Annotated in this window: 17 protein-coding genes; 8 read left to right on the top strand and 9 right to left on the bottom strand. The window is 58.5% G+C overall.

From position 1 onward, the window contains the following. Positions 1 to 132: 132 nt before the first annotated feature. The 3 genes from AAE514_RS15460 to AAE514_RS15450 form a co-directional block, all read right to left on the bottom strand. Positions 133 to 2,226: a TonB-dependent receptor plug domain-containing protein gene (locus AAE514_RS15460; protein WP_347332455.1), complete on the bottom strand. Its 2,094-nt coding sequence runs from the start codon at positions 2,224 to 2,226 to the stop codon at positions 133 to 135. 158 nt (positions 2,227 to 2,384) lie between these two features. Further along, complete coding sequence (locus AAE514_RS15455) at positions 2,385 to 2,837, bottom strand: YchJ family protein (protein ID WP_347332454.1); 453 nt, start codon at positions 2,835 to 2,837, stop codon at positions 2,385 to 2,387. Next, positions 2,830 to 3,594, bottom strand: coding sequence for a glucose 1-dehydrogenase (locus AAE514_RS15450; protein WP_347332453.1), 765 nt, complete (start codon positions 3,592 to 3,594; stop codon positions 2,830 to 2,832). Before AAE514_RS15450 ends, AAE514_RS15455 begins: the two co-directional genes overlap by 8 nt. A 147-nt stretch (positions 3,595 to 3,741) precedes the next feature. On the opposite strand from AAE514_RS15450, the gene AAE514_RS15445 reads away from it, so the two are divergent. The 3 genes from AAE514_RS15445 to AAE514_RS15435 all read left to right on the top strand — a co-directional run bounded on the left by AAE514_RS15445 (position 3,742) and on the right by AAE514_RS15435 (position 7,126). Beyond that, positions 3,742 to 5,457, top strand: a complete 1,716-nt coding sequence (locus AAE514_RS15445; protein WP_347332452.1) for a SulP family inorganic anion transporter — start codon at positions 3,742 to 3,744, stop codon at positions 5,455 to 5,457. A gap of 43 nt (positions 5,458 to 5,500) precedes the next feature. Then, on the top strand, positions 5,501 to 6,250 hold the full coding sequence (locus tag AAE514_RS15440) for an MBL fold metallo-hydrolase (protein WP_347332451.1): 750 nt from the start codon (positions 5,501 to 5,503) through the stop codon (positions 6,248 to 6,250). 72 nt (positions 6,251 to 6,322) lie between these two features. After that, on the top strand, positions 6,323 to 7,126 hold the full coding sequence (locus AAE514_RS15435; protein WP_347332450.1) for a prolipoprotein diacylglyceryl transferase family protein: 804 nt from the start codon (positions 6,323 to 6,325) through the stop codon (positions 7,124 to 7,126). A 17-nt stretch (positions 7,127 to 7,143) separates the two neighbouring features. Here AAE514_RS15435 and AAE514_RS15430 read toward each other — a convergent pair whose 3' ends face one another. Beyond that, complete coding sequence (locus AAE514_RS15430; RefSeq protein ID WP_347332449.1) at positions 7,144 to 7,566, bottom strand: hypothetical protein; 423 nt, start codon at positions 7,564 to 7,566, stop codon at positions 7,144 to 7,146. Positions 7,567 to 7,900: 334 nt separating this feature from the next. Here AAE514_RS15430 and AAE514_RS15425 point away from each other — a divergent pair, with 334 nt between their 5' ends. Beyond that, a complete protein-coding gene (locus tag AAE514_RS15425; protein WP_430623908.1) occupies positions 7,901 to 10,279 on the top strand; it encodes a glucuronyl esterase domain-containing protein in 2,379 nt (792 codons plus the stop codon). A gap of 220 nt (positions 10,280 to 10,499) precedes the next feature. Further along, positions 10,500 to 11,981 (top strand): glycosyl hydrolase, encoded by a 1,482-nt coding sequence (locus AAE514_RS15420; RefSeq protein ID WP_347332448.1) that lies wholly within the window; start codon positions 10,500 to 10,502, stop codon positions 11,979 to 11,981. A gap of 34 nt (positions 11,982 to 12,015) precedes the next feature. On the opposite strand, the gene AAE514_RS15415 is transcribed toward AAE514_RS15420, so the two are convergent. The 3 genes from AAE514_RS15415 to AAE514_RS15405 all read right to left on the bottom strand — a co-directional run bounded on the left by AAE514_RS15415 (position 12,016) and on the right by AAE514_RS15405 (position 16,944). Beyond that, complete coding sequence (locus AAE514_RS15415; protein ID WP_347332447.1) at positions 12,016 to 12,891, bottom strand: peptidoglycan DD-metalloendopeptidase family protein; 876 nt, start codon at positions 12,889 to 12,891, stop codon at positions 12,016 to 12,018. 79 nt (positions 12,892 to 12,970) lie between these two features. Beyond that, positions 12,971 to 15,235, bottom strand: coding sequence for an ATP-dependent DNA helicase (locus AAE514_RS15410; protein ID WP_347332446.1), 2,265 nt, complete (start codon positions 15,233 to 15,235; stop codon positions 12,971 to 12,973). Beyond that, positions 15,232 to 16,944, bottom strand: a complete 1,713-nt coding sequence (locus tag AAE514_RS15405) for a VRR-NUC domain-containing protein (protein ID WP_347332445.1) — start codon at positions 16,942 to 16,944, stop codon at positions 15,232 to 15,234. The genes AAE514_RS15410 and AAE514_RS15405 overlap by 4 nt, the downstream gene beginning before the upstream one ends. A gap of 223 nt (positions 16,945 to 17,167) precedes the next feature. Here AAE514_RS15405 and AAE514_RS15400 point away from each other — a divergent pair, with 223 nt between their 5' ends. Next, positions 17,168 to 20,254 carry a phosphorylase b kinase regulatory subunit alpha/beta gene (locus AAE514_RS15400; protein WP_347332444.1) on the top strand — a complete coding sequence of 1,029 codons (3,087 nt, stop codon included), beginning with the start codon at positions 17,168 to 17,170 and terminating at the stop codon, positions 20,252 to 20,254. 16 nt (positions 20,255 to 20,270) lie between these two features. Here AAE514_RS15400 and AAE514_RS15395 read toward each other — a convergent pair whose 3' ends face one another. Both AAE514_RS15395 and AAE514_RS15390 read right to left on the bottom strand, forming a co-directional pair. Further along, positions 20,271 to 20,849, bottom strand: coding sequence for a hypothetical protein (locus tag AAE514_RS15395; protein ID WP_347332443.1), 579 nt, complete (start codon positions 20,847 to 20,849; stop codon positions 20,271 to 20,273). Continuing rightward, positions 20,839 to 21,183 (bottom strand): hypothetical protein, encoded by a 345-nt coding sequence (locus AAE514_RS15390; RefSeq protein ID WP_347332442.1) that lies wholly within the window; start codon positions 21,181 to 21,183, stop codon positions 20,839 to 20,841. Before AAE514_RS15390 ends, AAE514_RS15395 begins: the two co-directional genes overlap by 11 nt. Positions 21,184 to 21,332: 149 nt before the next feature. On the opposite strand from AAE514_RS15390, the gene AAE514_RS15385 reads away from it, so the two are divergent. Continuing rightward, entirely contained in the window at positions 21,333 to 22,460 is a 1,128-nt protein-coding gene (locus AAE514_RS15385; RefSeq protein ID WP_347332441.1) for an efflux RND transporter periplasmic adaptor subunit, read from the top strand. A gap of 3 nt (positions 22,461 to 22,463) precedes the next feature. Further along, positions 22,464 to 25,634, top strand: coding sequence for an efflux RND transporter permease subunit (locus AAE514_RS15380; protein ID WP_347332440.1), 3,171 nt, complete (start codon positions 22,464 to 22,466; stop codon positions 25,632 to 25,634). Positions 25,635 to 25,684 lie beyond the last annotated feature (50 nt).

Raw genomic sequence — 25,684 nt, 5'->3', positions numbered from 1 at the left:
ATTGGCGCCTGGGTGGCGCTGCTGTTAAGCGGTTTGTGCCTCTCTTTTCCCTACGGCGAAACCCGAGCGTTTTTCATCACACTGGGTTTGCTTGGGCTCAGTGGTTGGCTTTACGTGTTTGCACGGCCCTGGCTAAAACTCGTAGCGGGCCCCCACACTTAAAGACCGGCCAGGTCCGGCAACAGGCGCAAAGCCATTGCTTTGGCTGGATTTAAAGGCTGCAATATTCACGCCCCCCAATGGCGGCTCGTAATATTCGTCCAGAAGGTTGTCGATGCCCAAGGAAAGGGTTAAGGCCTTCCACGGGTAACGACTACTCACATTCACCAGCGTGTAGTGGTCGGTAGCGTTCTCCAGTCGGCGCGGGTCTTTCCGGTCCTTCTCCCCTACCCACTCGATTTCCAGCCGGTTTTGCCAGTCTCCCAAGGTATGTTCCAGCGCCAGCACGCCACGCAGCGGCTGAAGTTGGTACAGAGGCTCATCGCTAGCGTCACGCTCCCCATGGCGGTAATCCAAGGAGGCTTCCAGGTCTAAGGCGCCGTATTCGTACTCCTCCAGCTGCAGCCGGACGTCGATATCCAGTCCGTAGAGCGTGGCATTTAGGTTCGTGAATTGAAGAAGGTTACGTTGGCCGTGAGGGTCGTCGGTGCGGTTAAAAGTATCAATAACCTCTGCATCGATGTAGTCCTGTACCTGAGTGTAATAAGGGGTAATGGAGACTTGGCTAGGCGTTTTGTCGGTGCCAAGCGCGTAAGTGGCACTCAATGTCTGAGCGGTTTCTGGCTGAAGGTCAATTTGACCAACGTAGCCATTGCCATCGCCGAACCAGCCGACCATCGTCGCGGCCATGGTGCTTCGGCCCCAGGAATACCGCTCATACAAATTGGGGCTGCGGTTTTTCCGCGCGTACCCGAGCTCCAGCTGCTGAAGCTCGTTCCAGTGGTAACGGGCCAGAAGCATGACGTCAACGTTGGTATCGCTGCGCTTCCGGGCTTCGGCGTTGAAAGCCTGGGCGGCACCGTGGTCGGCATTGGGCACTCCCATCATTGGCCTACTGTTGTAGGCCTGCACTTCGCCGGCGTTGGTAGTGACGTCTTCCACCCGTACACCGCCCAGAAATGTCCAGTATTGACTTACTTGGCTTCTAAGCTCGGCGTAGGCCGCAAGGCGTTTGCGCTGGCCGTTGATAATATTACGGTAGTCGTTCGGGCCCATCATCATGGAGCCCTCCACCGCTGGCCACCAGTCATTCAACCGATCATTGTGATATTCGTGGCCCGCTATTAACGTGTGCTGGTCGGCCAGCGGTAATTGCCATTGCAGTTTATAGCTCACTTCGTCGGCGTCGGTATTCATGAGCATGGTTCCCGGCTTTTCCTCGGTGAAAAATCCCATTTCGTGGGTTACTCGCCGACCATTGAGCTGACCTTCAAACGCTCCACCCGCCTCCAGGTCACGCCGATACTGGAGCGTTGCCCCGGTGCTACGGTTGCTCGTCATGTCCATGTATTGATTGGGAAAGCCTTGAAAAGGAATGTACTGGTGAGAAAGCTTCACCGCCAGCTGCTGGTGTTCGTCCCGTGCGGCAACCACGAGGCTATGGTTCTGGGTGCGGTATAAAGTATCCAGCACGGGATTGCCCTTGCCGTCATCATAACTCTCGGCATCCACAAAGGCGCCGCTGTAGGCCAAACTGAGGCTGTTGCTGGCGGCACGGGCACCCGCCGAGAGCTGCCGGGCGTCATTGACGCTACGGTACTCGGTGGCCACATAGCCCGATTGCCAGGCTAGTGATTCGCTGTCGGTATAACGCGGATCAATGGCGTTAACACTGATCACGCCCCCGATATTGTCTCCAGCGATGCTCACGGGCGTAATGCCCGCCATTACCGAGAGCGTGGCGATTTGGTTGCCCGATACATAGGATAGCGGGGGATTCATCTGGTTGGCGCAGGCGACGCCCGATCCGGCCCCGTCCACCAAGACTTTGACTCGGTCGGCCCCAAAACCATTGAGCATGGGCAGCGCGGAAACACCACCAGCGGCGGAAAACGTGACACCTTCCTGCTGCAGTCGTGACTGTGTATTGCTAGTTTCGTGGGCGTTGGTAGTCCTTTGGCCAATAACCTCTACTTCCTCTAGAGCCCCGGGGCCTGCCAAAGCGGAAGTTGGAAGCAGTCCGATAATAGCCAATGTAAGAGAAGATAAACGGTGAGTTGAAGACATGTAACGTTTCCCAGTAGGAAAGACAGCCTTCATTGTATAAATCGAACCAGGAGGGAAAAAGTGACAAATTGTCGCACCCCAATAGGGGTAACTCAGTTGGGGACTAACCTACCCCTAATGGCAGAGCCGAGGGGCGGTGCGATCGCTTTCTCCTCTACTCATTGCCCGCAGCACCGTTTGAACTTGCGCCCACTGCCACACAGGCAGCTATCATTGCGCCCCGGTTTGAAACTTTCGTCCTGGGTCCTGCCGCTGACATAAAACCAACGCCCTGACTCTTGAGCGAACTCTGAGCGCTCCTCCAGAAAACGCCATTGCCCGCCCGCTCGGTAATACGCTTTGAAGTGAACATGACCTTGATCGCCGCTGGCGTCGTTCGCCAGCACCGACAGCCCCACCCAGTCCGGGCTATTGGCCAGATCCAAGTGCTCGGGCCGCGTTGACGGATGCCAGGTGGCTTGCAGGTAATCGGCCCGATTCTGCACAAAGGCGGTGAACCGCGAGCGCATCAGTGCTTCCGGAGTGGGCGCCGGCTGCCCGGCATGGTAACGGCCGCAGCAGCGTTCATACATTTCTTGACTGCCACAGGGGCAAAGCGAGGTCTCACTCATATATCATCTTCCGGGTCATACCGCCGTCCACAATGAAATCCTGTCCCGTGATGAACTCCGCTTCCGACGACGCTAGGTAGGCAGCCAGTGAACCGATATCTTCTGCCTTGCCCACCCGGCCCGCCGGGTGTTGCGCGTGGGCGTTGGACGGCAGGGGTTCCAGACTATCCGGCGCATCGGCCTGCTGAGCTCGCACGTCGATCCAGCCGGGGCTGATGCTATTGATTCTTACCTCAGGCCCGAGGCTGATTGCCAAGGCGTGCGTTAGCGCCACTATGCCGCCCTTGCTGGCGGCGTAGGATTCGCACTGGGGTTCTGATTGCCAGGCGCGGGTTGAGGCAATATTGACGATGGCACCCTTGGTGGCCCGCAACGCTTTAACAGCGTGTTTTGCCATTAGAAACGGTCCGGTCAGGTTAACGTCGAGCCGGCGCTGCCAGTCGGCAAGCGCCAGTTCCTCCAAGGGGCTTGAGTGCGGGTCGGCCAATCCGGCGTTGTTGATCAGCGCGTCCAGTCGCCCGCCCCACTCCAGTGTTCGTTCGAGACAACGACGGACATCGGCTTCATTGGCCACATCCCCTGCGATAAATGTCGCTGCCCTACTCTCTGGTAACTGCTTCAAACATTGCTGTCCGGCGGCATCGTCGATATCGAAAAGCACCACCCGCCAGTTTCGCTCCAGCAGGGAATGGGCAATGCCTTTACCAATTCCCTGAGCCGCGCCGGTCACCAGCGCCACTTTGGGATTATCGGTCATACTGTACCTCTGTAAATTGGTCCAAATCGAGCGTTTAAAGTAGAGTCTAACCCACCGAAATGCTGTATGGCTTGCCTTTGTGTCAAAAGAGAGCCATTTTGCTATATACGCTACTATTCGTTTAGTCCGGTGCTACTGGCGAGTTTTATGGGAGCAAACACACTGAAACGCTTCGTCCCCGCGGTGGACTGGTTGATGCAGTACGACTGCCGGGCGCTGCCGGCGGACTTACTGGCGGGCTTTATTACGGCGGTGTTACTGGTGCCTCAGGGCATGGCTTATGCCACGCTGGCCGGGCTGCCGCCGCAGGTGGGTCTCTATGCCAGTGTCGTACCGCCTGTGGTGTACGCGCTGTTGGGCACCAGCCGCACTTTGTCCGTGGGGCCGGTGTCGGTGGCAGCGCTGCTGGTCGCCAATGCGTTGGCCTCCTCAAGCGCGGGCGCTTATCTGGCCGATGCCCTCCTGTTGGCCGCCATGAGCGGCGTGGTGCTGCTGGTCATGGCGCTGTTGCGGCTGGACGTGTTGGTGAACTTCCTCAGTCACCCGACGCTGTCAGGGTTTACCAGCGGCGCCGCTATTTTGATTATCCTGAGCCAGCTGAGTAATTTGTTGGCCATTTCCGCGCCCTCTTCCGAGTCGGGCGTGGAAATGACGCTCTCCCTAGTCAATCACCTCCCCAATTTCGACCCTCTGACGGCCGCCCTGGGTGGCGCCGGTGTCGCTCTGATACTGCTAGCGCGCGCGCCCCTTGTCACACTGTTGGTTCGAATGGGCGTGAGCGAAAACGGGGCGCATATTGCCTCCCGAGCGGGGCCACTGGCAGTGATCGCCGTGCTCACACTCTGTGTGGGAGTCTTCCAGCTAGACCAGAAGGGCGTGGCGGTCGTAGGGACGCTTCCAAAAGGGCTTCCCTCTCCCAGCCTGGACTTTTTGCGATTCGACCGAGTTCTGGAGTTGCTCCCCTCCGCCCTCATGATCAGCCTGATCGGCTATGTCGAGAGCATTTCGGTGGCCAAAGTACTGGCTTTTCGTCGTCGACAAAAACTCAATAACAACCAGGAGCTTATCGCTCTGGGGGCATCCAACATCGCCGCGGCGGTCACTGGCGGCATGCCGGTAGCGGGCGGGTTTAGCCGGTCCACCGTCAATTTCTCCGCCGGTGCCAGAACCCAGTTGGCGGCGATTGTAACGGCGGTTCTGGTGGGGCTGGTGGCGCTCTTTTTTACTCCACTGTTTTACCACTTGCCGAAGGCCGCCTTGGCGGCGATTATCGTGGTGGCGGTCTCATCCCTGCTTGACTGGCGGGGTCTCGTCAACGCCTGGCGTTACGATAAAGCGGATGCCCTGACACTCCTGGTGACGTTCGCCGGTGTTCTGTTGTTTGATATCGAAATCGGTTTGCTCTTGGGCATTGCCGCGGGCATCGGTGTGTTTTTATGGCGAAGCAGCCGGCCTCATACCGCCATTGTGGGACGGATTCCCGGGACGGAGCACTTTCGCAACGTCAAACGCCATCATGTGGAGACGTGGCCCGGCCTGGTGCTATTGCGCGTCGACCGAAGCCTGTTCTTTGCTAATATCAATTATGTGGATGACTTGGTGGCGGAACAAGTCGCGGAGCATCCACAGCTGAAACACTTGGTGATCATTTGTAGCGCAATGAACAGCATTGACTACAGCGCCGTGGAAGCGCTGGATCAGCTGGCGGATAGCCTGCACCGAGCGGGAATCAGCCTTCACTTGGCTGAAGTCAAAGGCCCAGTTATGGACCGGCTGGAACGCTACGGTATTGAGCGGTGGCTAGCGCCGGGAAAAGTCTTTCTTTCCACTGAAGAAGCGGTTCAGTATTTGAAGGATAATTGAGCGAGAACCCGACCTTTTGCACTTAAATTGAAGGAGTCAGGCGATGATATTTCGGCAACTGTTCGAGCCGGTTTCCAGCACTTACACCTACCTCCTGGGCTGCGAAGAGACGGGGCAAGCGGTATTGGTGGACCCGGTTATCAACTCCATCGAAAGAGACCTGGAGGAAGTGTCCCGTTTGGGGATGAAGTTGGCCTATACCGTGGACACCCACATTCATGCCGACCATATTACCTCGGCATTGGAGCTAAAAAACAAGGTGGGCAGTCAGATCGTCACGCCAGCCATGGAGCGTCTGGACTGCACCGACCTGGGCATCGAAGAGGGGGTGCCCTTTCAAGTCGGCAGCATTCGGCTCGACCCCATGCACACGCCCGGTCACACCGATGGCCACTTTGCCTATGTGTTTCAGGACCGAATTTTCACGGGCGATGCCCTGTTGATCGAGGGCTGTGGACGCACGGATTTTCAGAACGGCGACTCGGAAACCCTGTACCGCAGCGTGAAGGAAAAGCTTTTCGCCCTGCCCGACGATTACTTGGTGTATCCCGCCCACGACTATAAACAGCGCCGAGTGTCCACCATTGCCCAGGAAAAGGACCGCAACGAACGGCTGAATAAGGAGATCTCACTGGGAGAGTTTCAGCGCATTATGGAAAACCTCAACCTGCCCTACCCGAAATTCATTGACTACGCCGTACCGGGCAACCAACAGTGTGGGGTCTGCCCGTCGGATTTACCTGAGAAGCTAAAGGAATACTGCGAGCAAATGTCCTTCAGTCAACAGGGGTGATTGTCTGGACTAACCAGCATCACTCCTTGAGTGTGAAAAAGACCGACCATTAACCGTTACAGGAATTAGCCTTTGTCCCTTTCAGCTGGGCCCCTCGCCCTTTCATTGAACGTCGTTCTGCTTTTTCTGGCTTTCTTCACCGCGGTGCTCGTGGGGTGGCTTTTGGGCCGGCGGCGGAACGTGGCCGTGGAGCCGGCGCTTAGCAGTATGCTGTTTCTGGGCGTGTTGGGCGCACGGGTGGGGTTTGTACTGCTGTATCTGGAGGACTATCTCGAACAGCCGTTGAGCATACTGGATATCCGGGATGGTGGCTTCTTCCTTCCGGCTGGGCTTGCAGTCGCCCTCGTTGTGGGCCTTTTCTACGCGTGGCGTCGCCCCACTTTAAGAGTGCCGTTGGGAGTGGCTTCTGTCGTCGGCGCCGGCACCTGGGCGGCCACGGCCGGTATTATCGGCGTGATGTATACCACCCAAGCCAACCTGCCCGCACTGACATTCACAACACTTGATGGCGAGAAAACCTCACTGGAGCCATTTGAAGGGCGTCCGATGGTTATCAACCTGTGGGCGACTTGGTGCCCACCCTGCCGACGCGAAATGCCGGTGCTGGCCGACGCTCAGCAGTCCGAGAAAGACATTGTGTTTCTCTTCATCAACCAGGGGGAAGGTCCTAATACTATCAACCAGTACCTGGAGGAAGAGCAGCTGGGCCTGGATAATATCCTGCTTGATCAGCAGTCGTACACTATGCGGCAACTAGGAGCGAACGGTTTGCCTTCCACGTATTTCTTTAATTCTGATGGCGAACTGGTGGATACGCACTTCGGTGCCTTGTCTTCGGCGTCATTGAAGAGCAACCTCAGATCAATCAAACCATAGGCTTCAAAGGCGCTCGGTTAGGCTCGGCGCCCCGCAAGCCAACCTCCCAATAAAACACCGGGGATAAGCGCCGCCAGATGAAGGGCCAGCCATTCGTGCAAGATTGGGGTGGCGCCTTCCAGCCCGATCAGCCGGGGGTAGATCCACAGAAGCACGGCCAGTTCGGCCAGTATGACCAGCACACAGACAATGCCCCAGTGCACCTGTCCGGTACGGACCACCGCCCATGTGGCAAGCGCGCCTAAAATGCCATAGATCGGCACGCGCACCACAAGCCACTCCCACAGTATCAGGCCCAGCTTCCACCATTCTCCAAACCAGTTCATGTAAGTGCCCGACAGAGGAATGGCACTGGTGTAACCGAGGATTGTAGGGGCCACGAAACCGATCCCCAACCCGGCCACAATAGCCAGTGCGTGGGTAACTCTTGTCGACAACATCCATTTTACTCCTTGTCTTTCAGTGGGAAGCCTGTGTTTCTTGCAGTGATTAAATTGCCGAAACGTTACCACAGGTGCCAATAAATTTCATACTTGGCGCCTATAACTCTTTCATTGGCATTACACCTGGCTTATAGTCATAACGCGATTAACTGATACACTAGAATGTCAGCTGCAAACAAAGATAACTATGCCAACAACAACGTCTCCATGACAGCTTATGGTCTGTGGCTCATGCGGCAATTTATTCCCATGACCACGAGCCCCCTTATGCGATGCCGGATCGTTCCGACGCATAGGGGATAAGTGAAATAATGAATAAGAGACTTCTGTCATGAAAACTATAGCGCTGTACAAGCCATTGTCGCTGCTATTGCTCGCGGCCGCCCCACTGGTGGCCTCGGGGCAACAATGCACGGAAATGTGTGAGTGGTATCAAGACGCCCCCCGGCCCTTGTGTCAAAACCAAGACTCGGGATGGGGCTGGGAGAACCAACAAAGCTGTATTGGACGAACAACGTGTAATGGCCAGACTGGAGACGGCGGTGTCGTTTCCGTTTGTGACGGCAGTAGTAGCGCATCGACCTCAAGCGCCGCCTCCAGTATTACCTCGTCCATTGCCTCTTCAGCCGTCTCTTCCACCGGCAACGGTGCCAACACCCTGACGGTCCGTATGCAAGGCGTGACCGGGGAAGAAAGCGTCAGCCTGGAAATTGACGGAAGTGTCATTGAAACTTGGACCCTAGGCACTGCCATGATGGACTATTCGGCCAACACCAGCGCCTCGGGCGAGGTGCGTGTAGCCTTCACCAATGACTCGGGCGACCGGGACGTACAGGTGGATTACCTCATTGTTAATGGTGAAGTTCGTGAGGCGGAAGACCAACAAGACAACACCGGCGCCTGGGACGACACCTGCGGCGGCGGCTCTTTCTCTGAGATGTTGCACTGTGACGGCTCCATCGGGTTTGGCACTGTCTCAGGTCCGGTGGCCTCCAGTAGCGCTTCCAGTGTGAGTAGCACCGCCAGCATCAGTAGCTCGGCGTCGGCGTCTTCTGAAGACCAGGCGGATAACCTGCTGAGCAACGGCGATGTGGAAAGCGGCGCGCTCTCGCCCTGGGAAGGCCGTGGCGGCTCCATTGAACTGAGCCAAGCGCAAACCCGTTCCGGCATTTACAGCGTGCTCGCCGCCAACCGCACGGCCAACTGGCACGGCATTGCAATGCCACTGGGAAGCCTCAATAGCGGGCAGGAGTACAGCATCTCCGCTTGGGTGCGGTTAATGAGCGATGAACCGGCCACTGAGGTCACCCTGACGGTACAACGCACCGATGGCAGCGGCGACACCTACATCAACCTGAACTCTACGCAGGCGACAAGCTCCGGTTGGGTTGAGCTAAGCGGTACTTATACTCACTCGGCCAGCGGTTCGGTCTCAACCTTGATCGCTTATGTGGAATCGAGCAATGACACGGTCGCCTACTATGTCGATGATATGGTGATGACCACTGACGGCGATACCGGCCCGGTTGACCCGCCACCCCCGCCGCCCACCGACAATAATGGTGAAAACTCCGGCAGCCACTGCAATATTCCCGCCCTGCCGAGCTACAACCAGTTGACGACAATCAACGGCTTGCCCGATCCGTTCCGGACCATTGACGGTACGGATATAACCAGCGCCGATGACTGGACCTGCCGCCGTGCTGAAATTAGCGCTCAATTACAACGTTATGAGTTGGGGGAAAAGCCCGCGCCCACCGCAACGGTCAGTGGCTCCGGTAACGGCTCCAGCATTACCGTTAATGTACAAGACAACGGCGGGTCCATTTCCTTTAGCGCCAACATCAGCCTGCCCAACGGTGGCCAGCCGCCCTACCCGGCCGTTATCGGTATGGGCGGCTCCTCGTTGAACAATGACCGGTTGCGCAACCAAGGGGTGGCGGTGATCACCTTCCCGAACAACGACATCGCCTCGCAAGCCGGGGGGAACGCTCGTGGCCAGGGTAAGTTCTATGATCTTTACGGCGGCAATCACTCCGCCGGCGCCATGGCCGCCTGGGCCTGGGGTGTGAGCCGCTTGATTGACGCGCTGGAAACAACTCCCTCGGTGAATATCGATGCGGACCGCCTCGCCGTCACCGGCTGCTCTCGCAACGGTAAAGGTGCCTTGATGGCCGGGGCGCTGGATGAGCGCATTCGCCTGGCCGTTCCGCAGGAGTCCGGCTCCGGTGGCTCGGCCGCCTGGCGAGTGTCGGATGCTCAGCAGGCGAACGGGCAGAACGTTCAGACCCTGAGCCAAATTGTGACCGAAAACGTCTGGTTCCGGGAGTCGTTCTCTCAGTTCGGCAACAGCGCTACCCGCCTGCCCTTTGACCACCACGAAGTGCTGGGGCTGGTCGCACCCCGGGGTCTGTTGGTGCTGGAAAACACCGATATGGAATGGCTGGGTAATGAGAGCACCTACACCGCGGCAGTGGTGGCTCGGGAAATCTGGGAGGCGCTGGGCGTGTCTGATCACATGGCTGTATCCCAGATGGGGGGCTACAGCCACTGTCAGTTCCCCTCCTCCCAACAGAATGTGTTGGATGCCTTCGTTGCCCGCTTCCTTCTGGACAGCAACAACGGCAATACCGACGTGATCCGCACCGATGGCAACATTAATGTGGACTTTAACCGCTGGGTAAATTGGGATACCCCGGCTCTGCAATAACGACCCGCAGCCTCTCTCGCCAGAGGGAGGCTCATTTTCAGCGCGCCCGCCCCCTGGGAGGCCGGGCGCATTTCCTTCAGCCTCTTCTCCGATCTACTGACGATTTTCTCCAAAAACCACTTTTTTTGCGCCATAAAACCGGTTACACTTCCGAGTAACCGATTACATTTGTCAGTTAACGTACTGTTTACACAACAATAACATCCCCTGGAGATATTCCATGCCCTATCCAAAACTCTCTCTTCTCTGGGTCCTATGCTTAGCACTGGTGTTGACCGCCTGCGGTAGCAGCGGTGGCGGAGCCCAGCCCGAGTCTTCCAGCAATGCCTCGGATACCGCCGCGAGCGGTGCCAGCGCCAGCGAAAAGAGCCTCGCCGGTTCGTCCAACTCCAGTGCCAGTGCCAGTGAGAGTCAGGCCGGCACTTCCGCCTCAAGCAGCGCCTCCTCCCGGCCCACCGAAACCTCCAATGGAGACCCGTATTGCACACCTGCCGGCTCGGACCCCGACGGCGATGGCTGGGGCTGGGAGAACAACGGCACCTGCGTTGTGCGCAATTCTGAGGCCGACCCGGATCGGGGAGATTTTGAGGGGTGCATTATCGGTACCAGCAGTTGGGCCTATTGTTCCGTGGACAACACCAGCTGGGGCTATAAGAGCGGTGAGATTTGTGTGTCCGAAAGCTTTTGTCCGACCAATCGAACCGCGGAACAGACTCCCCTCTCGGAAAACCTTGTGAACGAGAGCGCCACCGCCACGGCGGAGTCGGTGTATGACTACTTTCGGTCCATCTGGGGCAGCAAGACCCTCTCGGGGCAACAAGACCTAACCTGGAAAGATGACACGGATATGTTTCAGCGCGTAGTGGACGACACCGGAAAGGCACCGGCCATTATGGGCTATGACTTTATGAATTATGCCTATAACTCCACCTCGGGATTGATGCAGACCGAAGAAGCCATCGCCCACTGGGAGCGCGGCGGTCTGGTCACCTTCTGCTGGCACTGGCGGGACCCTCTGGCGAGCGGTAATGCCGAGTTCTACAGCGAGTACACCGACTTTGAAATCCCAATCGTCAATGGCGAACTGGATAGTCAGAGCGATGCCTTCAACGCTATGCAAAATGACATTGACGATATCGCTTTAGAGCTGCAACGGCTGGAAGACGAAGGCGTGCCGGTACTCTGGCGCCCACTGCATGAAGCCTCGGGCGGTTGGTTCTGGTGGGGCCGTGCCCGCACTGACGGCGTGCCGCCCGCCTACGCGCAGGTCGTGCTGTGGCGCCACCTTTACGATCGCCTGACCCAATACCACGGCTTGAACAATTTAATCTGGGTGTGGAACGGACAAAGTGCGGGTTGGTACCCGGGGGATGACTATGTGGATATTGTCAGTACGGATATTTACGACGGGGCCCGGAACTACGAGTCTCAAATCGAGGTGTATAACGAAACCGCACAGTATCCGCTGCAAACCAAGATGGTGGCCCTGAGCGAGAACAGCAATATTCCCGACCCGGACCAGATGGAAACCGACGGCGCCTGGTGGTTGTGGTTTGTGGTGTGGAACGATGGCAGCTCAGAGGCCGGCGTTACCGACGAAAACAATTTTTGGACCGGCGAGCATTACAACACCAACGAACACAAGGTCCATGTTTACCAGCACGAGAATGTGATTACCCTGGACGAGCTGCCGGCGTTTTAGCCGGCAGCCTTTAGTGGGCGCAAGGACGCGCCCACTACCGGTTCGTGACCACGGTGCCTCTGTTCAGCTGAACCTTCTGACCGGCCTCGTTCGCAACGGTGAAGGGAACCGAGACCGTTCTCATCCCCACATTTTTCCGGATGACGAAGTGCAGGTGGGGGCCGGTGGAAAAGCCCGAGGAGCCGGATTGGGCCAACACCTGGCCCACCTTTACTTGGTCACCCGGTTTCACTTGAGCACTGCCCAGCAGCGCATGGGCATAGGTGGCGTAGGTGCCGTCTTCATGGAGTACGCTGACGTAGTTGGCCTTGTCCATGAAGTATCCATTCCGACCACTCATATGGTAATCATCCTTCACCGAGATCACTGTTCCCGATCGGGCCGCCACAATTTCCGTTCCCACGGGCATGACCACATCCACCGCATGAACGTTGGGTTCCTCAAAGTGAGAAAACCGCCCGTTCGCCCCCTGGCTGATTGGGTACTTGCCCTTCTGGGTCACGGGGAAGTGGTAGGAAAAGGAACTGTGTTGCGCGTTGGGGTCACCCAGAGCCCAGCGATACCGATAGCGCTCCCGGCCTTCCAGAGTGGACACGCGCTGGACACTCTGCGCTTCTATCACTCCTTGAAACGTTACCTCTCCATCGTCTGACTTGACCCTCAGCTCCACCGGCGCAAATAGAGGGTTCTGGGCGAAAAGCGCGGTTTGCCCTTCTACCTTTTCGGTATACAAACGGGGGCGTATTGTGTACTTTTCGTGGCTCTCAAGCTCAATCAGCTCGAACTCGGTGTCAGCGGGGCGTTTATCGGTAAACACCCAATTGCCGTCTTCGTCCTGGTACTTGAATACCTCACTCGCAAAGCCAAGCCCGGACCAACACAACAGCGCCGCTAGCATAACAACTTTCATTCTATTTCCTTTCTTTCCCTAATTTACTTTTATCACCTTCCCGACATGTGTCGGGCATTCCCAACAACCCATTACCACTTCACCACCCCGAGGTGGGCCACCAGCCGGGCAGCAAATCCTTCACTTGCTTCCAGCGGAAACGGTCGTCAATCAAGTGTATCACCCCCCGATCCCGCTCGCTGCGGATAACCCGGCCGGCGGCCTGAACGACTTTTCTCAGGCCCGGATAGAGGTAGGTGTCATTATAGCCCTGCCCGAACTGTTCATCGAGACGTTGCTTTAAGGCCTCATTGACCGGGTTGACCTGGGGCAGCCCCAGGGTGGCGATGAATGCACCAATGAGGCGGTCCCCCGGCAGGTCCACCCCCTCCCCGAAAACGCCTCCGAGCACGGCAAAACCGATACCCTGGCCGTTTTCCTGAAAAGTGTCCAGAAACTCCTGGCGGGCGCTCTCACTCATTCGACGGTTTTGGGCCCAAACGGGCAGCGCCGTGTACTCGGTTTGAACCGCCTCCAGTACCTGCTGCAGGTATTGATAGCTACTGAAAAACGCCAAGTAGTTGCCGGGCATTTCCCGGTACTGTTGGTTAATAAGACGGGCAATGGGCGCAATGGACGCGGACCGGTCCCGGTAACGGGTGGATATGTCGGGAGCAGTGTGAATGCGCAGCTGCTCCGCGCTAAAGGGCGATGGCATTTCCATGGCCACGGTATCGGCGGGCAGGCCAAGCAGGTCTCGATAGTAGCGGGCCGGCCGCAAAGTCCCGGAGAACAGCGTCGTGCTGTGGGCCGCCTCAAACCGGGGTTTAAGCTGCTCGGCGGGAATCAGGTTGCGCAGGCTGACAAGGGTCCCCTTCCGGCCCCGGTTTGGCTTTAGCCACTCCACGTCACACAGGAAGCTTTGTGGCTCGAAAAGCTCTACCACCCGCAGGAACTGCAAGGCATCAAAGTAGAACTGCATCAAATCGCTATCCAGCGCGAAGGGGTGTTCTGTTAGGTAGTCGGTGATGGCGGCGGTGGCCAACTGCAGGCTGTGGTTGAAGTCCTCTGGCAGCTCGGCCTGGATGACAAACTCTTCCTCGTCGGGTTGGGCCCGGTTGAGGGCATTCCAGGCGCGGTTGACCTTTTCCAAGGGGTTTTTGAGGGCCTTGGGTGCCTGCTTTTTGGTGGCGCGGAACTGAATCTGGTTCAGGGCGGCTGAGTACATTCCCCGGGCCCGCTCCACCAGGTTGTGAGCCTCGTCCACCAGCACCGCCGTTCGCCACTGTTGCTGGGTGGTGAGGGCGTAAAGCATGGCGCTTTGGTCGTAATAGTAGTTGTAATCCCCCACGACCACGTCGCTCCAGCGGGCCATTTCCTGGCTCAAGTAGTAGGGGCAGATGCCGTGGTGCAGAGCCAGATCCCGCAGGCGGGATTGGGTTAGTTGCGGCTCCCTCACAGCCTCCGCCCGGGCCTCGGGCAGTCGGTCGTAAAAGCCTTCAGCCAGGGGGCAGGAGTCCCCGTGGCAGGCCTTGTCCGGGTGTTCGCAGCTTTTGTCCCGGGCGACCAGCTCCAGGGTCCTCAGCTCGGGGAGCTCAAGCTGGGCAATCGCCCCAAGGGCCAGCGCTCGTCCCGGCGTTTTGGCGGTCAGAAACAGAATTTTGTCCAGCTGCTGGGTGGGCATGGCCTTAACCAGGGGGAACAGCGTGCCCAGGGTTTTACCAATTCCGGTGGGGGCTTCGGCCAATAGGCACTGCCCGGTGGCGGCGCCCCGGTAGACCGCTTCGGCCAGCGGGCGTTGGCCAAACCGGAAGTCCGGGTGGGGGAACTGGAGGCCTTCAGCGGCGCTATCCCGGGCCCGACGATGGGCCAACTCCTGTTTCGCCCAGGCTAAAAAGGTGTGACATTGAGCTTTAAAAAATGCTTCTAAGTCATTGGCACTAAAGGATTCTTTAACGAGGGTTTCCTGCTGTTTAACGATGTCGAAGTACACCAGCGCCAGCTCAATGGTCTCCAGCCCCTCCCGCTGGCACATCAGCCAGCCGTAGATTTTGGCCTGAGCCCAGTGCAGTGCCCGGTGGTTCTCCGGCAGCAGCTCCAAATCCCCCCGAAAGGTTTTGATTTCCTCCAAACGGTTTATCTCCGGCGTATAGCCGTCGGCCCGCCCGCGAACGGTCAACGCATCATACTCCCCGCTCAGGGCGATTTCCGTTTGATATTGCTCCCCCCGGCGGCGCGCCACCGCCAAGTGCCCTTCCATACCCTCCCGGGCCGTGGGGGATGGGGTGAAGCGTAGATCCAGGTCACCGGTTTTGGCGGTAAACTCGCACAGAGCCCGGACCGAGACCCGATAAGACTCGGTCATTCCGTGCCCTCTTCGCCCTGCTCCGAAGCCCGCCAAGTGACGTAGCACACCGCCACGGGCATTTCGTGGCGGTGGAAGAACGCCAACCACCGTTTTTGGTTGTCTTGCAGGCGGTCCCCCGGGCCTTTGACTTCGATCATTCGGTAGGCTCGGGTGCTCGGGAAAAACTGGATCAGATCCGGCAGGCCGGCACGGTTGGCTTTAACATCGTGCAACAGGCGCCGGAAGCACAATTTGAGGTGCTCCGACGGAATGCACTCCAGTGCCAGCGCCAGTCGCTCCTCGTCCAGCGCGCCCCAAAATACAAACGGCGATTGGCGGCCCCACTTTTCTCGGAAATTACGCCAGATCTGTGCCACATAGCGTCCGTCATCGAGCATTTCCAGGCAGGCGTCAAAGGCGTCCGCCCGGCGCTGGTAAAACTCCGGCCAGTACAGGTCCGCCGGGCCCCGCTGAAAGGGATGGAAGAATGCTCCGGGCACGGGCTGGAACACGGGCTCCCAGCAGAGTAACCCGAACACGCCGGTAAGTAACGTATTCTCAGTGTAGTAAATCGGTGCTTCGGGCTGGCTAAGGTGTGCCTGCACCGCTTGCTCCACCCCATCACTGACCGGTAGAGCCAGGGATATTTGCTCGGCCTCCGGGCTTGCGGCCCTCGCCGCTTTCTCGTTAAACAGCTTACGCCGCAACCTAGGGACCAGCCGCTCCAGCTGCTGGGCTTCCGCTTCGCTTTCAGGAGCTTGCTGAGCTTCCGTCGCCAGCGCCAGTGCGGCCTCAAACGCTTCCTGCCGCTCCAATACCCGCAGTCGGCGGCCGCGGGCGCCGGGATAGGTGCAGGTCTCATACAGCGCCCGCGCTTGCCCCCACTCCCCTGCCCGCTCCCAGTGGCGGCCCAATTTGAACAGCAAGCGATGATAGTGGCGGCTTAGCCAAGGGTTGTCGCTGGGCTCGGAAGGCAGCCGGGGCATCACCGCTTCCGGCGACTCCTCTTCTTGCCACTGGCGGCGGCACTCCAACAGCTGCCAGTAAGTCTCCAGTTCGGTGCGCGAGTGCACCGCGCGAGCGCGCTCGTCGAACACCACCGGTTCATACTGGTACCACCCCAGCTCCGTTAGCACGAATTCCGACCAGTCTTGGTAAGGGTTTCCGAAAAACAACCACCGGAGGCGATCGCAGAGGGGCATGACTTCCAGTCGCCAGACACTCTGGTTCGGCAGGCCCCAACCGGCCATGGTGCGAGGCTCCGGCGCAAGCGCCTGCAACTGTGTCAGCGCCTCGCCCTTGCGGGTGGTTGAGGGGGTTAGGCCGAGGTCTCTGAGCCAGGGCGCCAAGGGGGCCTTAAGGTTGTTCCAGGTCACCAGCCGAAACAGGTCCTCCAGCGCCAATATCGGCTGCGTATCCAGCCAGCCTTGGCGCCGCAGGGGTTCGGCGACAGAAACGGTGTCCCCCAGTTCGGGGTACTTGAGCGCCTCGGGCCGAAACAGGTCGCCCTTGCGCATTACCATTCGAGCCAAAAGGCCCCGGCTCGCCCCGGGCAGGGCCTGCGCCGCCTGGATAAAGTCCCGCTCTGGTTCGGGTAGCAAATCCTCATAGCGGTGGCTGACCCACGCCAACACCCACTCAAAGTTGCGCAGGTAGTACAGTGGGTCCTCCAGGGGCGCTGGACCCTGTGCCGCGGGGTCTTGCGTTTGGGGGGCGAGGGTGCTCAAAAGGTTACTCCGGTGCCCCGTGCCTGGGGTGCTCTGGGCACAGATCGTGCTTCGCAATTGTATGAAGGTTACCGATGCCAACGTATTGTCATATCGGCAGCGGTATTCTATCAATATACTAAGGGCACCTCTATTAATGCCGGAGCTTCTTGGCATTAATAGCGGCCCAGAGGGCAAAAACCCATTTTTTCTTCCGCTCGGCCCAGGTTGGTGTCGTAAGCCTATGAAAAGCAAGTCAGTACTGAATCGGTTATTTCACGAGATTGAATCGGTCATCCTCAGCCGCCAGCACCCGGTCACGGGCCTGCTCCCGGCCAGCACCAGCGTCAACCACCACGGTGATTACACCGACGCCTGGGTTCGGGACAACGTCTATTCCATCATTTGTGTCTGGTCCCTGGGGATGGCTCTGCGCCACGCGGGGGATAAGAAGCGCAGTGATCAAATGGAGCAGGCCACCATCAAGCTGATGCGCGGGCTGCTCCAGGCCATGATGCGCCAGGCGGAGAAGGTGGAAACCTTCAAATCCACCCTCGCCCCACAAGACGCTCTGCACGCCAAATATGATACCGCATCGGGCCTGACGGTGGTGGCCGATGACGCCTGGGGGCACTTGCAGATCGATGCCACCTCGCTGTATCTGCTAATGTTGGCGCAGATGACCGCCTCGGGCCTGCGCATCGTCACCACCTTTGGGGAAGTCGACTTTGTCCAGAACCTGGTGTACTACATTTCCAGCGCCTATCGGACCCCGGACTACGGTATATGGGAGCGAGGCAACAAGATTAACAATGGCAAAACCGAGATAAACGCCAGCTCCGTGGGCATGGCCAAGGCCGCACTGCAAGCGCTGGACGGGTTCAACCTGTTTGGGCCCAACGCCGACCAGCGCGCAACCATCCACGTCGTCGCCGACGCCATTTCCCTGGCGCGGACCACCTTGGCCTCCCTGCTGCCACGGGAGTCCGTCTCGAAAGAGGTGGATAGCGCGCTGCTGAGCATCATCGGCTTTCCCGCCTTTGCCGTCAGCCGGGAGAAACTGGTGACCCGGACCCGCGATGAGGTGCTGGCAAAGCTCGGCGGCCACTACGGCTGCAAACGCTTTATTTGGGACGGCCACCAAACGGCGGTGGAGGAAACCTCGCGCATCTATTATGAGCACTCCGAGCTGGTCAACTTCGAGCACATCGAATCCGAATGGCCGCTATTTTTTACCTACCTCTACATACAGGCGCTGTTTGACGGCAACGAATCCACCGCCCAGCACTACCGCGAGCGGCTTGAGTCGCTTATGGTGAAGGTGGGCGACACCGGTTTGCTGCCGGAACTTTACTATTTACCCGAAGAGTGTATCGGCACGGAGAAAAAACACCCGGGCTCTCAAAAGCGAGTGGCCAATGAGAATGTGCCGCTGGTGTGGGCTCAAAGCCTATACTGGACGGGGCTGATCTTGCACGAGGGGTTGCTTGAGCCGGATCACTTGGACCCCTTGGCTTTGCGCCGAAGAGCCACCAAGTTCATTAAGTCGCAGATTGCTCTGGTGGTACTGACCGACAACGAAACCACCAAGGCGACCCTGTCCGAAAGCGGCGTAATCGCCGAAAGCCTGCAGGATATTCAACCGCTGGTGGCGCTTTCGGCGCCGGAGCTGGTCAAAGCCTACAGCGCTGTTGGGGCGAATGCGGCGCTGCGGCTCACCGGCCGACCCGCACGTCGTTTGCAAAGTCTGGCCAGCTCCCAAACCTACCAGATTAATGGCAAGGTCTACTTGAGCCTGTCTTGGTTACAAAGTGAAGAGGACGACTATCGGTTATACGATGCCCGCTGGTTCAGCGAAAGCCTCGCGCAAGAGATCGAGCATATTCGAAAACACTGGATCAACCAGGAAGTGGCGGTGTTCACGCTGCTGCTAACCCATGAACTGTGCCAAATGCCCAACGTGGAAGAACTGTTCGCCGCGATCCGGTCCCTGCAGTTGCGCACCGAACACGAGCACGTGGGCTATGCGTCCGCGAACTTGGCCTACCGGGCCTCGCGGGTCAACTCCCTGTGCGTGGACAACATGGACTTCAATCCCTTTGGGCCGAGGCCCTGCAGCCTCTGCCAAAGCCACTGGGACGACCTGGACCCCGCCGCGCAGGCGATCTGGGATCAAGTGGCCGACGGCGCACAAGTGGAGGTTCAGCATCAACTGAATGAGTTTTTGAGCAAGCGTGAGCTGGACAACCTGGTGGGCACCCACGATGGGGAAGCCGTTGTCGTGCAGCAGTGGCTGGAGGTGCTTTATCGCCGTGCCCGTGAACTGAACCACTGGCTGCTCGCCCGCTATTGTTTTGCCGCCCTCAATCGATTCCATCCCGATCTGGCGGGCAGCCTATCGGTGCTGGCGGTGCGCCACCTGTTAATCGTTCTGGGGGATCAGAAGCACCAGTTTGTGGTCAGCGCCCAACTCAATAATGACGAGTTAATGGCCGGCATTCTCAAAACCTACGAGGACCCCGTGGAACGAACACTGGCCCAGGAGATGCTGGCCCAAATAGGCACCCTTGTTCGCACTCGTCCGGAGTTGTTCGAAGGCTTACGCTCGATTCATTTGCACAATTTTATGCAGCTGTGTTTGCGCCAGGGGCATATGACGGAAGACTATTGTTCACTCGATGAATTGGGTATTCTGCCCCCCTCCACCGTTATGCAGCGGTTGGTGGACATTCTTACCTATCAACGGCGAATTTTTTCCCAAGACATTCAGCTCAGCAAACCCTTTGAAAACGCCGCGTCCGACAGCGTCGCCATCAGTGATGCGGTGCAATACCACGCGCTGGACGCGGACTGGTTTGAGTGGCGCCTGGCCCGCGGGCTGATCACTCGTTTTGACAACGACTTCCTGAAGGCCATTTGGCAAAGTTTGTCCCACGCCAGTATTCTGGAGTTTGGGGACCGGGACAGCGACGACTCAACACTGGATTGCGAACTGGTGCGCAGCTCCATGACCTCCGGGGAGGAGAGTTTCGCGCAGCTGATCGATGGCCTGACGCAGCACCTGCACCCGGCCTACTACAAAAGCGCCGTAGTCGAAGCGCTCTATGTGTTCACCCAATACTGTAAAGCGCATCCGGAAGCCTATTTCGAGGAGCCGGTGGTTTTCAGTCAGGTGTTGGAAGCGGCGGCCAAACAGTTTGTGCAGGAGCGCGAGGAAGGCCGCGACAACGCCCGCGACCTCGACAGCCTCCTGGAGCAAGCGCCCGGCGTGCTCCAGGAGTACGTCCATCGCATACTAAGAGAACTGGATCGGGAGGAAACGCCCGCTTGAGCGGCGGGCGCGGCCACTAGGGGCGAAAAACGTCGTCTTCGTCTTCTTCGTGGTAACGGCCCGAAGTAATATCTCCAACCGTAAGCTGGCGATCCATCAGACGGTCGACATCACGAGCGATATTGTTAATCAATTCCTCAGTTTCACCGCGGGTCATGGCATCTCGCATGGCGTTACCCCACACTGACAGATGCCGGGTATGGACTCGGCGGTCCTCGGTGTCTTTGGCCCACTCACTGGCGATATCCCGGCCGATGGTGTAAAGCGTATTCTCCAGCTCTTGGAGAACGTCCGGATCCTCAATATCCGAGAGCACTTCCGGCACCAGGTCGTTCCAACCGTCGCCGTAAAGCCGCCAGCCGGTATAGAAACGCTTCACCCAAAGCAGGTACTCTTCCTCGCTCTGCACCGCCTGATTGTTCTTGTCGGCAGCATATTCGGCCTCAAACACAGAACGAGGAGGCGCTTCCTTTGGCCAGCTTTCCCGGCTGATGTCGGTTTTCCAGAAAGCGCATCCGGGCAACAATAGCATCGAAGAAAGGAACATTAGAAAGCCGAGGGTACGTCCCCGCCAAACCAAGGTGTTAGCGTTCATTTCGATTTTCCTCGACGGAGTAGTCCCCTTCAATGACGTTCCCGCGCTGGTCCGTTCGGGCGCCACGCCCCGCCGCGCGGTCCGCGGCGGCCTGGGCTTGAGCTCGCATGTGCTCGGTACGCTTGCGCAGACGGTGGCGCAAAAAGGGCATGGCTATCCAACCGATCAGCAGGAAAACCAGGGCGATGATCAGCCCCATTACCATCAGCACGCCGAAGACCAACCAGGCGAGGAAAAGCTTGGGCCCACGCCAGCGCCCGGACGACTGGGCGCGTTGGCGCCAGTCTTGCGCCGCGCGCCAAGCGGCGTTGCGCCGGTTGTATTGATCGGCCATAGTGTTCCACCCGTATTGCTCTTTACTTTACCCTTCCTTACATGAAGAAGGGTTCGCTGAATGCCCCAACAGTACCATAATTTCGGGTCACAGCGATGACCGAGCCGTGACAAACTCGGCCTCACCACGGATACCGGGAGCCTCAATACATGAAGACCCTGAACACCGCCCAGCGGTTCCTTTGGACTGCGCTCAGCACAATTATACTCTTTCAAGCCCCGGCGTTGGCGCAATCGCCGGAGCAGGCCACTCGGGTCGAGGCGGTGCGTTTGAATGAGCAGCCGCTGATTGAAACGGTGCCGGTAACCGGTTCGGTCAACGCCGAACGCCAGTCCCAAATCTCACCCCAAGTGGAAGGCATTGTTCATCGCATTGAGGCCAATATTGGCGATACCGTTGAAACAGGGGACCTGCTTCTGGAACTGGACCCGGAACTGACCGGCATCGACCGGGACCGTGCCCAGGCCGAACTCAAAGGGGCGGAAGCCGAGCTGCGAGACCGTCAGCGGCGACTCACCGAAGCGAAGAATCTGGAAAGCGGTGCTATCGCCGCCAGCGAGGTCCGAACGCTGGAAGCCCAAGTCAGTGTTCAGGAGTCGACCCGCGATGCCGCGCGCGCCAACCTGGCGCGCCTGGAAGCCGAACTCGAGCGCCACCGGGTACGGGCGCCCTACACCGGTGTGATCAGCGCCCGGCTTGTGGATCTTGGTGAATGGGTCACTCCCGGCGACACTTTGGTGGATATGGTCGCCATCAGCCCCCTGCGGGTTCACTTCCAGGTCCCTCAGCGGTATTACCCCGAAGTTGATCCTTCCGCGAACATGGACTTGCGTTTCGACGCCTATCCGGACCGCACCTTCAATGCCGCTATTCACCGCAAGGTCCCCCTTAGCGAGAGCGGCGCCCGCACCTTTCTGCTTCGGGTGAGCGCACCGGAGGATGAGAACGTCACGCTGATTCCCGGCATGTCCGCCTCCGGCGCCCTGCGCCTGAACACGGGGCAAACCGGCATCGCCGTGCCCCGAGATGCCTTGATTCGTTACCCCGACGGCCGCGTCACCGTTTGGGTCATTACCGAACCTTCCGAGGGGGAGGTCAGCTCCGTACGGGAGCAACAGGTAGAGACCGGAATGAGCGCTTCGGGCTGGGTGGAAATCCGTTCGGGCCTGGAAGCCGGAGCCGTCGTCATTACCCGGGGCAACGAAGCGCTGCAGGAAGGCCAACAGGTGCTGCCGGAGTCCATTGAAGAGCACGGTTCCGCCATCGGGGAGCAGTAAGCGATGTTTTCTCAAATTATCCGACACGGCATTCTGGTCACGGTCACCGTACTGATTATCTGTGTACTGGGTATTCTGGCGGCCACCCGCATCCCCGTGCAGATGATCCCGGACCTGGAAGTAAGGACTATTTCCATCCGCACCAGTTGGCCCGGCGCCACTCCCCAGGACGTGGAAAAGGAAATTCTGATCGAGCAGGAAGAATATTTGCGCAATATTCCCTACCTGGCGGAAATGCAAGGCAGTGCCAACTTCGGCGAAGCGCAGATTGAACTTGAGTTCCCTTTCGGGGTGGACATCACCGAAACCTTGATTCGGGTTAACAACGCCCTGACCCAGGTCCCCTCCTACCCCGAAAACGTGGACGAACCCCGGGTTTTCGCCACCTCTTTTTCAGCCAACTCGTTTATGTACTTCCGTATCTCACCACTTGAGGGAAACCCTCGGGGGCTGGATATGGTGATGATGCGCGACTACGTCGAAGACAATGTGCGCCCGCGCCTGTCCGGCGTGCCCGGAGTCTCCGAGATCAACGTCGGCGGCGGCGCCGAACGGCAGATACAGATCATGCTGAACCCGGACCGCCTCGCCGAGCGGCAACTGACGCCGAGGCAGGTAAGCACTGCCATTCGCGAGCGGAACCGGGACCTCTCCGGAGGCGAGGTGGAAAGCGGCAAACGACGTTACCTGCTCCGTACCATGGGACGGTTCGAGGACCTGGAAGACCTGCGAGAACTGATCATCGCGCGAAGCGGCGACAGCATTACCCGGCTGTCCGATGTGGCCGACGTTCGGTTGGACCACTTCGAAGTTCGGGAAAAATCCTATGTGAACGAACGCCCCGTTATCAGCGTATCGGTGCGCCGTGAAAGTGGCTCCAATGTCATCGCCATCAAGGAGGCGATGATGAAGGAAGTCGACGCTGTGAACCGGGACCTTCTAAACCCCGAAGGCATGATTCTGGAACGCACCGCCGACGATGTGGTGTACGTTCAGGACTCCATTTTCAATGTCTGGAAAAATCTGATTCTCGGTGCCCTGCTGGCGACCGGCGTCATGTATCTGTTCCTACGGTCGTTCCGCGCCACCGCCCTGGGCGTGGTGGGGATTCCCATCTGTACCATCGCCGCCTTTCTCGGGCTGCTGATTGCCGGGCGAACCATCAACGTCATCTCCCTGGCGGGGGTTGCCTTTGCCATCGGCATGACCTTGGATAACAGCATCGTGGTGCTCGAAAGCATTGAGCTGGAGCGGCGCCGTGGCCTGAAAAAAATGGAGGCAGCCCTGGCCGGCGTCCAAAAAGTCTGGCCCGCCGTGCTGGCCTCCACCCTGACCACGGTCATGGTGTTTCTGCCGGTGGTGTTTATTCAGGAAGAAGCCGGCCAACTGTACTCCGATGTGGCCATCGCGATCTCGGCATCCATCCTGGTTTCCATGCTGGTCGCCATTACCGTTATACCGACCGCCAGCGCCAGACTGTCTTTCAAGGGGGGTGCTTCATCCGAGAGCGGCTCATCCGGCGACGCTGCGCATCCTCTGCAGAAACGTATCACTGATAGAATCGATTGGCTGATCGCCACGCCCCGTCGGCGGATCAGTTGCATCCTGATTACCGTGTTAACCAGCGGGGCCATTGCCCTGTTCCTCACTCCGCCGGCGGAGTACCTGCCCGAAGGTGAGGAAGCCAAAACCTTTGCCTCCATGAATGCGCCCCCGGGCTACAATCTGGAAACCATGGAACACATCGGCCTGGAAATCCAGGAGTACTTCATGCAGTTCGTGGATGACGATCCCTCGGCATTTGAAACCGGGGAAGCTGACGTGCCGGCCATGCAATATGTGAACATGGGCATTTCACCGCAAAGCCTGCGTATCATCACCGAATCCAAAGACCCCTCTCACATTGAACCGCTGATGGACGCCATTGTGGAGAAGTACGAGAGCTACCCGGGCATGCGTGCCTTCGCTGCCCGCGGCTCGATTATCAGCAGCAACGACGGCGGGACCCGCAGTGTCAATCTCGATGTGTCAGGCCCGCAGCTCGCCGACCTGTTCCAAGTGGCCAGGGCCGCCTATGCCCGCGCCGAAGAAGTGTTTGATAACCCGCGCATCCAGACCCGCCCGGGTAGCCTTTCACTGGCCCAACCGCTACTGGAAGTCAGGCCGAACTGGGAGCGAGCCGCCGAGCTCGGCTTGACCACGGAAGATGTGGGTTTCACTGTCTCAGCGCTGACCGACGGGGCCTTTGTCAACGAGTTCTTTTGGGCCGACGACAAAATTGATATGTACCTGTACAACGAACAGGGGCCCGGCGTTACCGTGGACACGCTGAATGACATCGTGACTTATGTACCCGGTCACGGCGCTCTGCCACTGGCCGATATTGTCAGCATTAAAGAGACGGTAGACACCAGCAGCATACGCCGCCTTGATGGCAGCCGCACCGTAACGTTGAACATTATTCCGCCCCGCTCGGTGGCGCTCGAGACCGGGGTGCGGCGCGTACGGGAAGACATAGTCCAACACCTACAGGATAACGGGCAGGTGCCCACGGGCGTCACGTTGAACATCTCCGGTGCGGCGGACCAGCTCGATGCCACGCGCGAGTCCCTAAGCAACAACTACTTGGTGGCCTTGGTGATTGTATATCTGCTAATGGTGGCCATCTTTACCCACTGGGGCTATCCGTTGCTGATTATGACCACTATCCCCTTGGGTATCGCCGGGGGCATTGCCGGGCTGGCCCTGCTCAATGGCCTGGGCGCTCTGTTTGCCGCGCTGGGCCTGGGAGGCTTCAGCCAACCTTTCGATATGATTACCATGCTCGGTTTTTTGATTCTGATGGGCACCGTGGTGAACAACCCTATTCTGATTGTTCACCGGGCCATCAGTAACCTCAAAGAGGAAGCCATGACGCCGGTTGACGCGGTGCGCGAAGCGGTCAGCTCGCGTCTGCGCCCCATCGCCATTTCCACCATCACCACCATTATGGGGCTGGCGCCGCTGGTGTTCCTGCCCGGCGCGGGCAGTGAGCTGTACCGGGGTGTGGGTATCATCGTGATGTCGGGGATCGTCGGGGCCGCACTGGTAACGCTGACAATGCTGCCGGCGCTGACGGTCATGGTTCTCAATTGGACGGATCGCAAAAACGGGTATACTGAGCGCCCTGCCTAATAGGTGGGCGAACCAACACCTTTTATGTCTCAATGGAGTTTGGGAGCCAC

This window comes from Marinimicrobium locisalis (genome assembly GCF_039822625.1).
GTDB classification, from domain to species: Bacteria; Pseudomonadota; Gammaproteobacteria; order Pseudomonadales; family Cellvibrionaceae; genus Marinimicrobium; species Marinimicrobium locisalis.
Note: the sequence above shows the minus strand (reverse complement) of the source record. Positions and strands in the feature narration are given on the sequence as shown.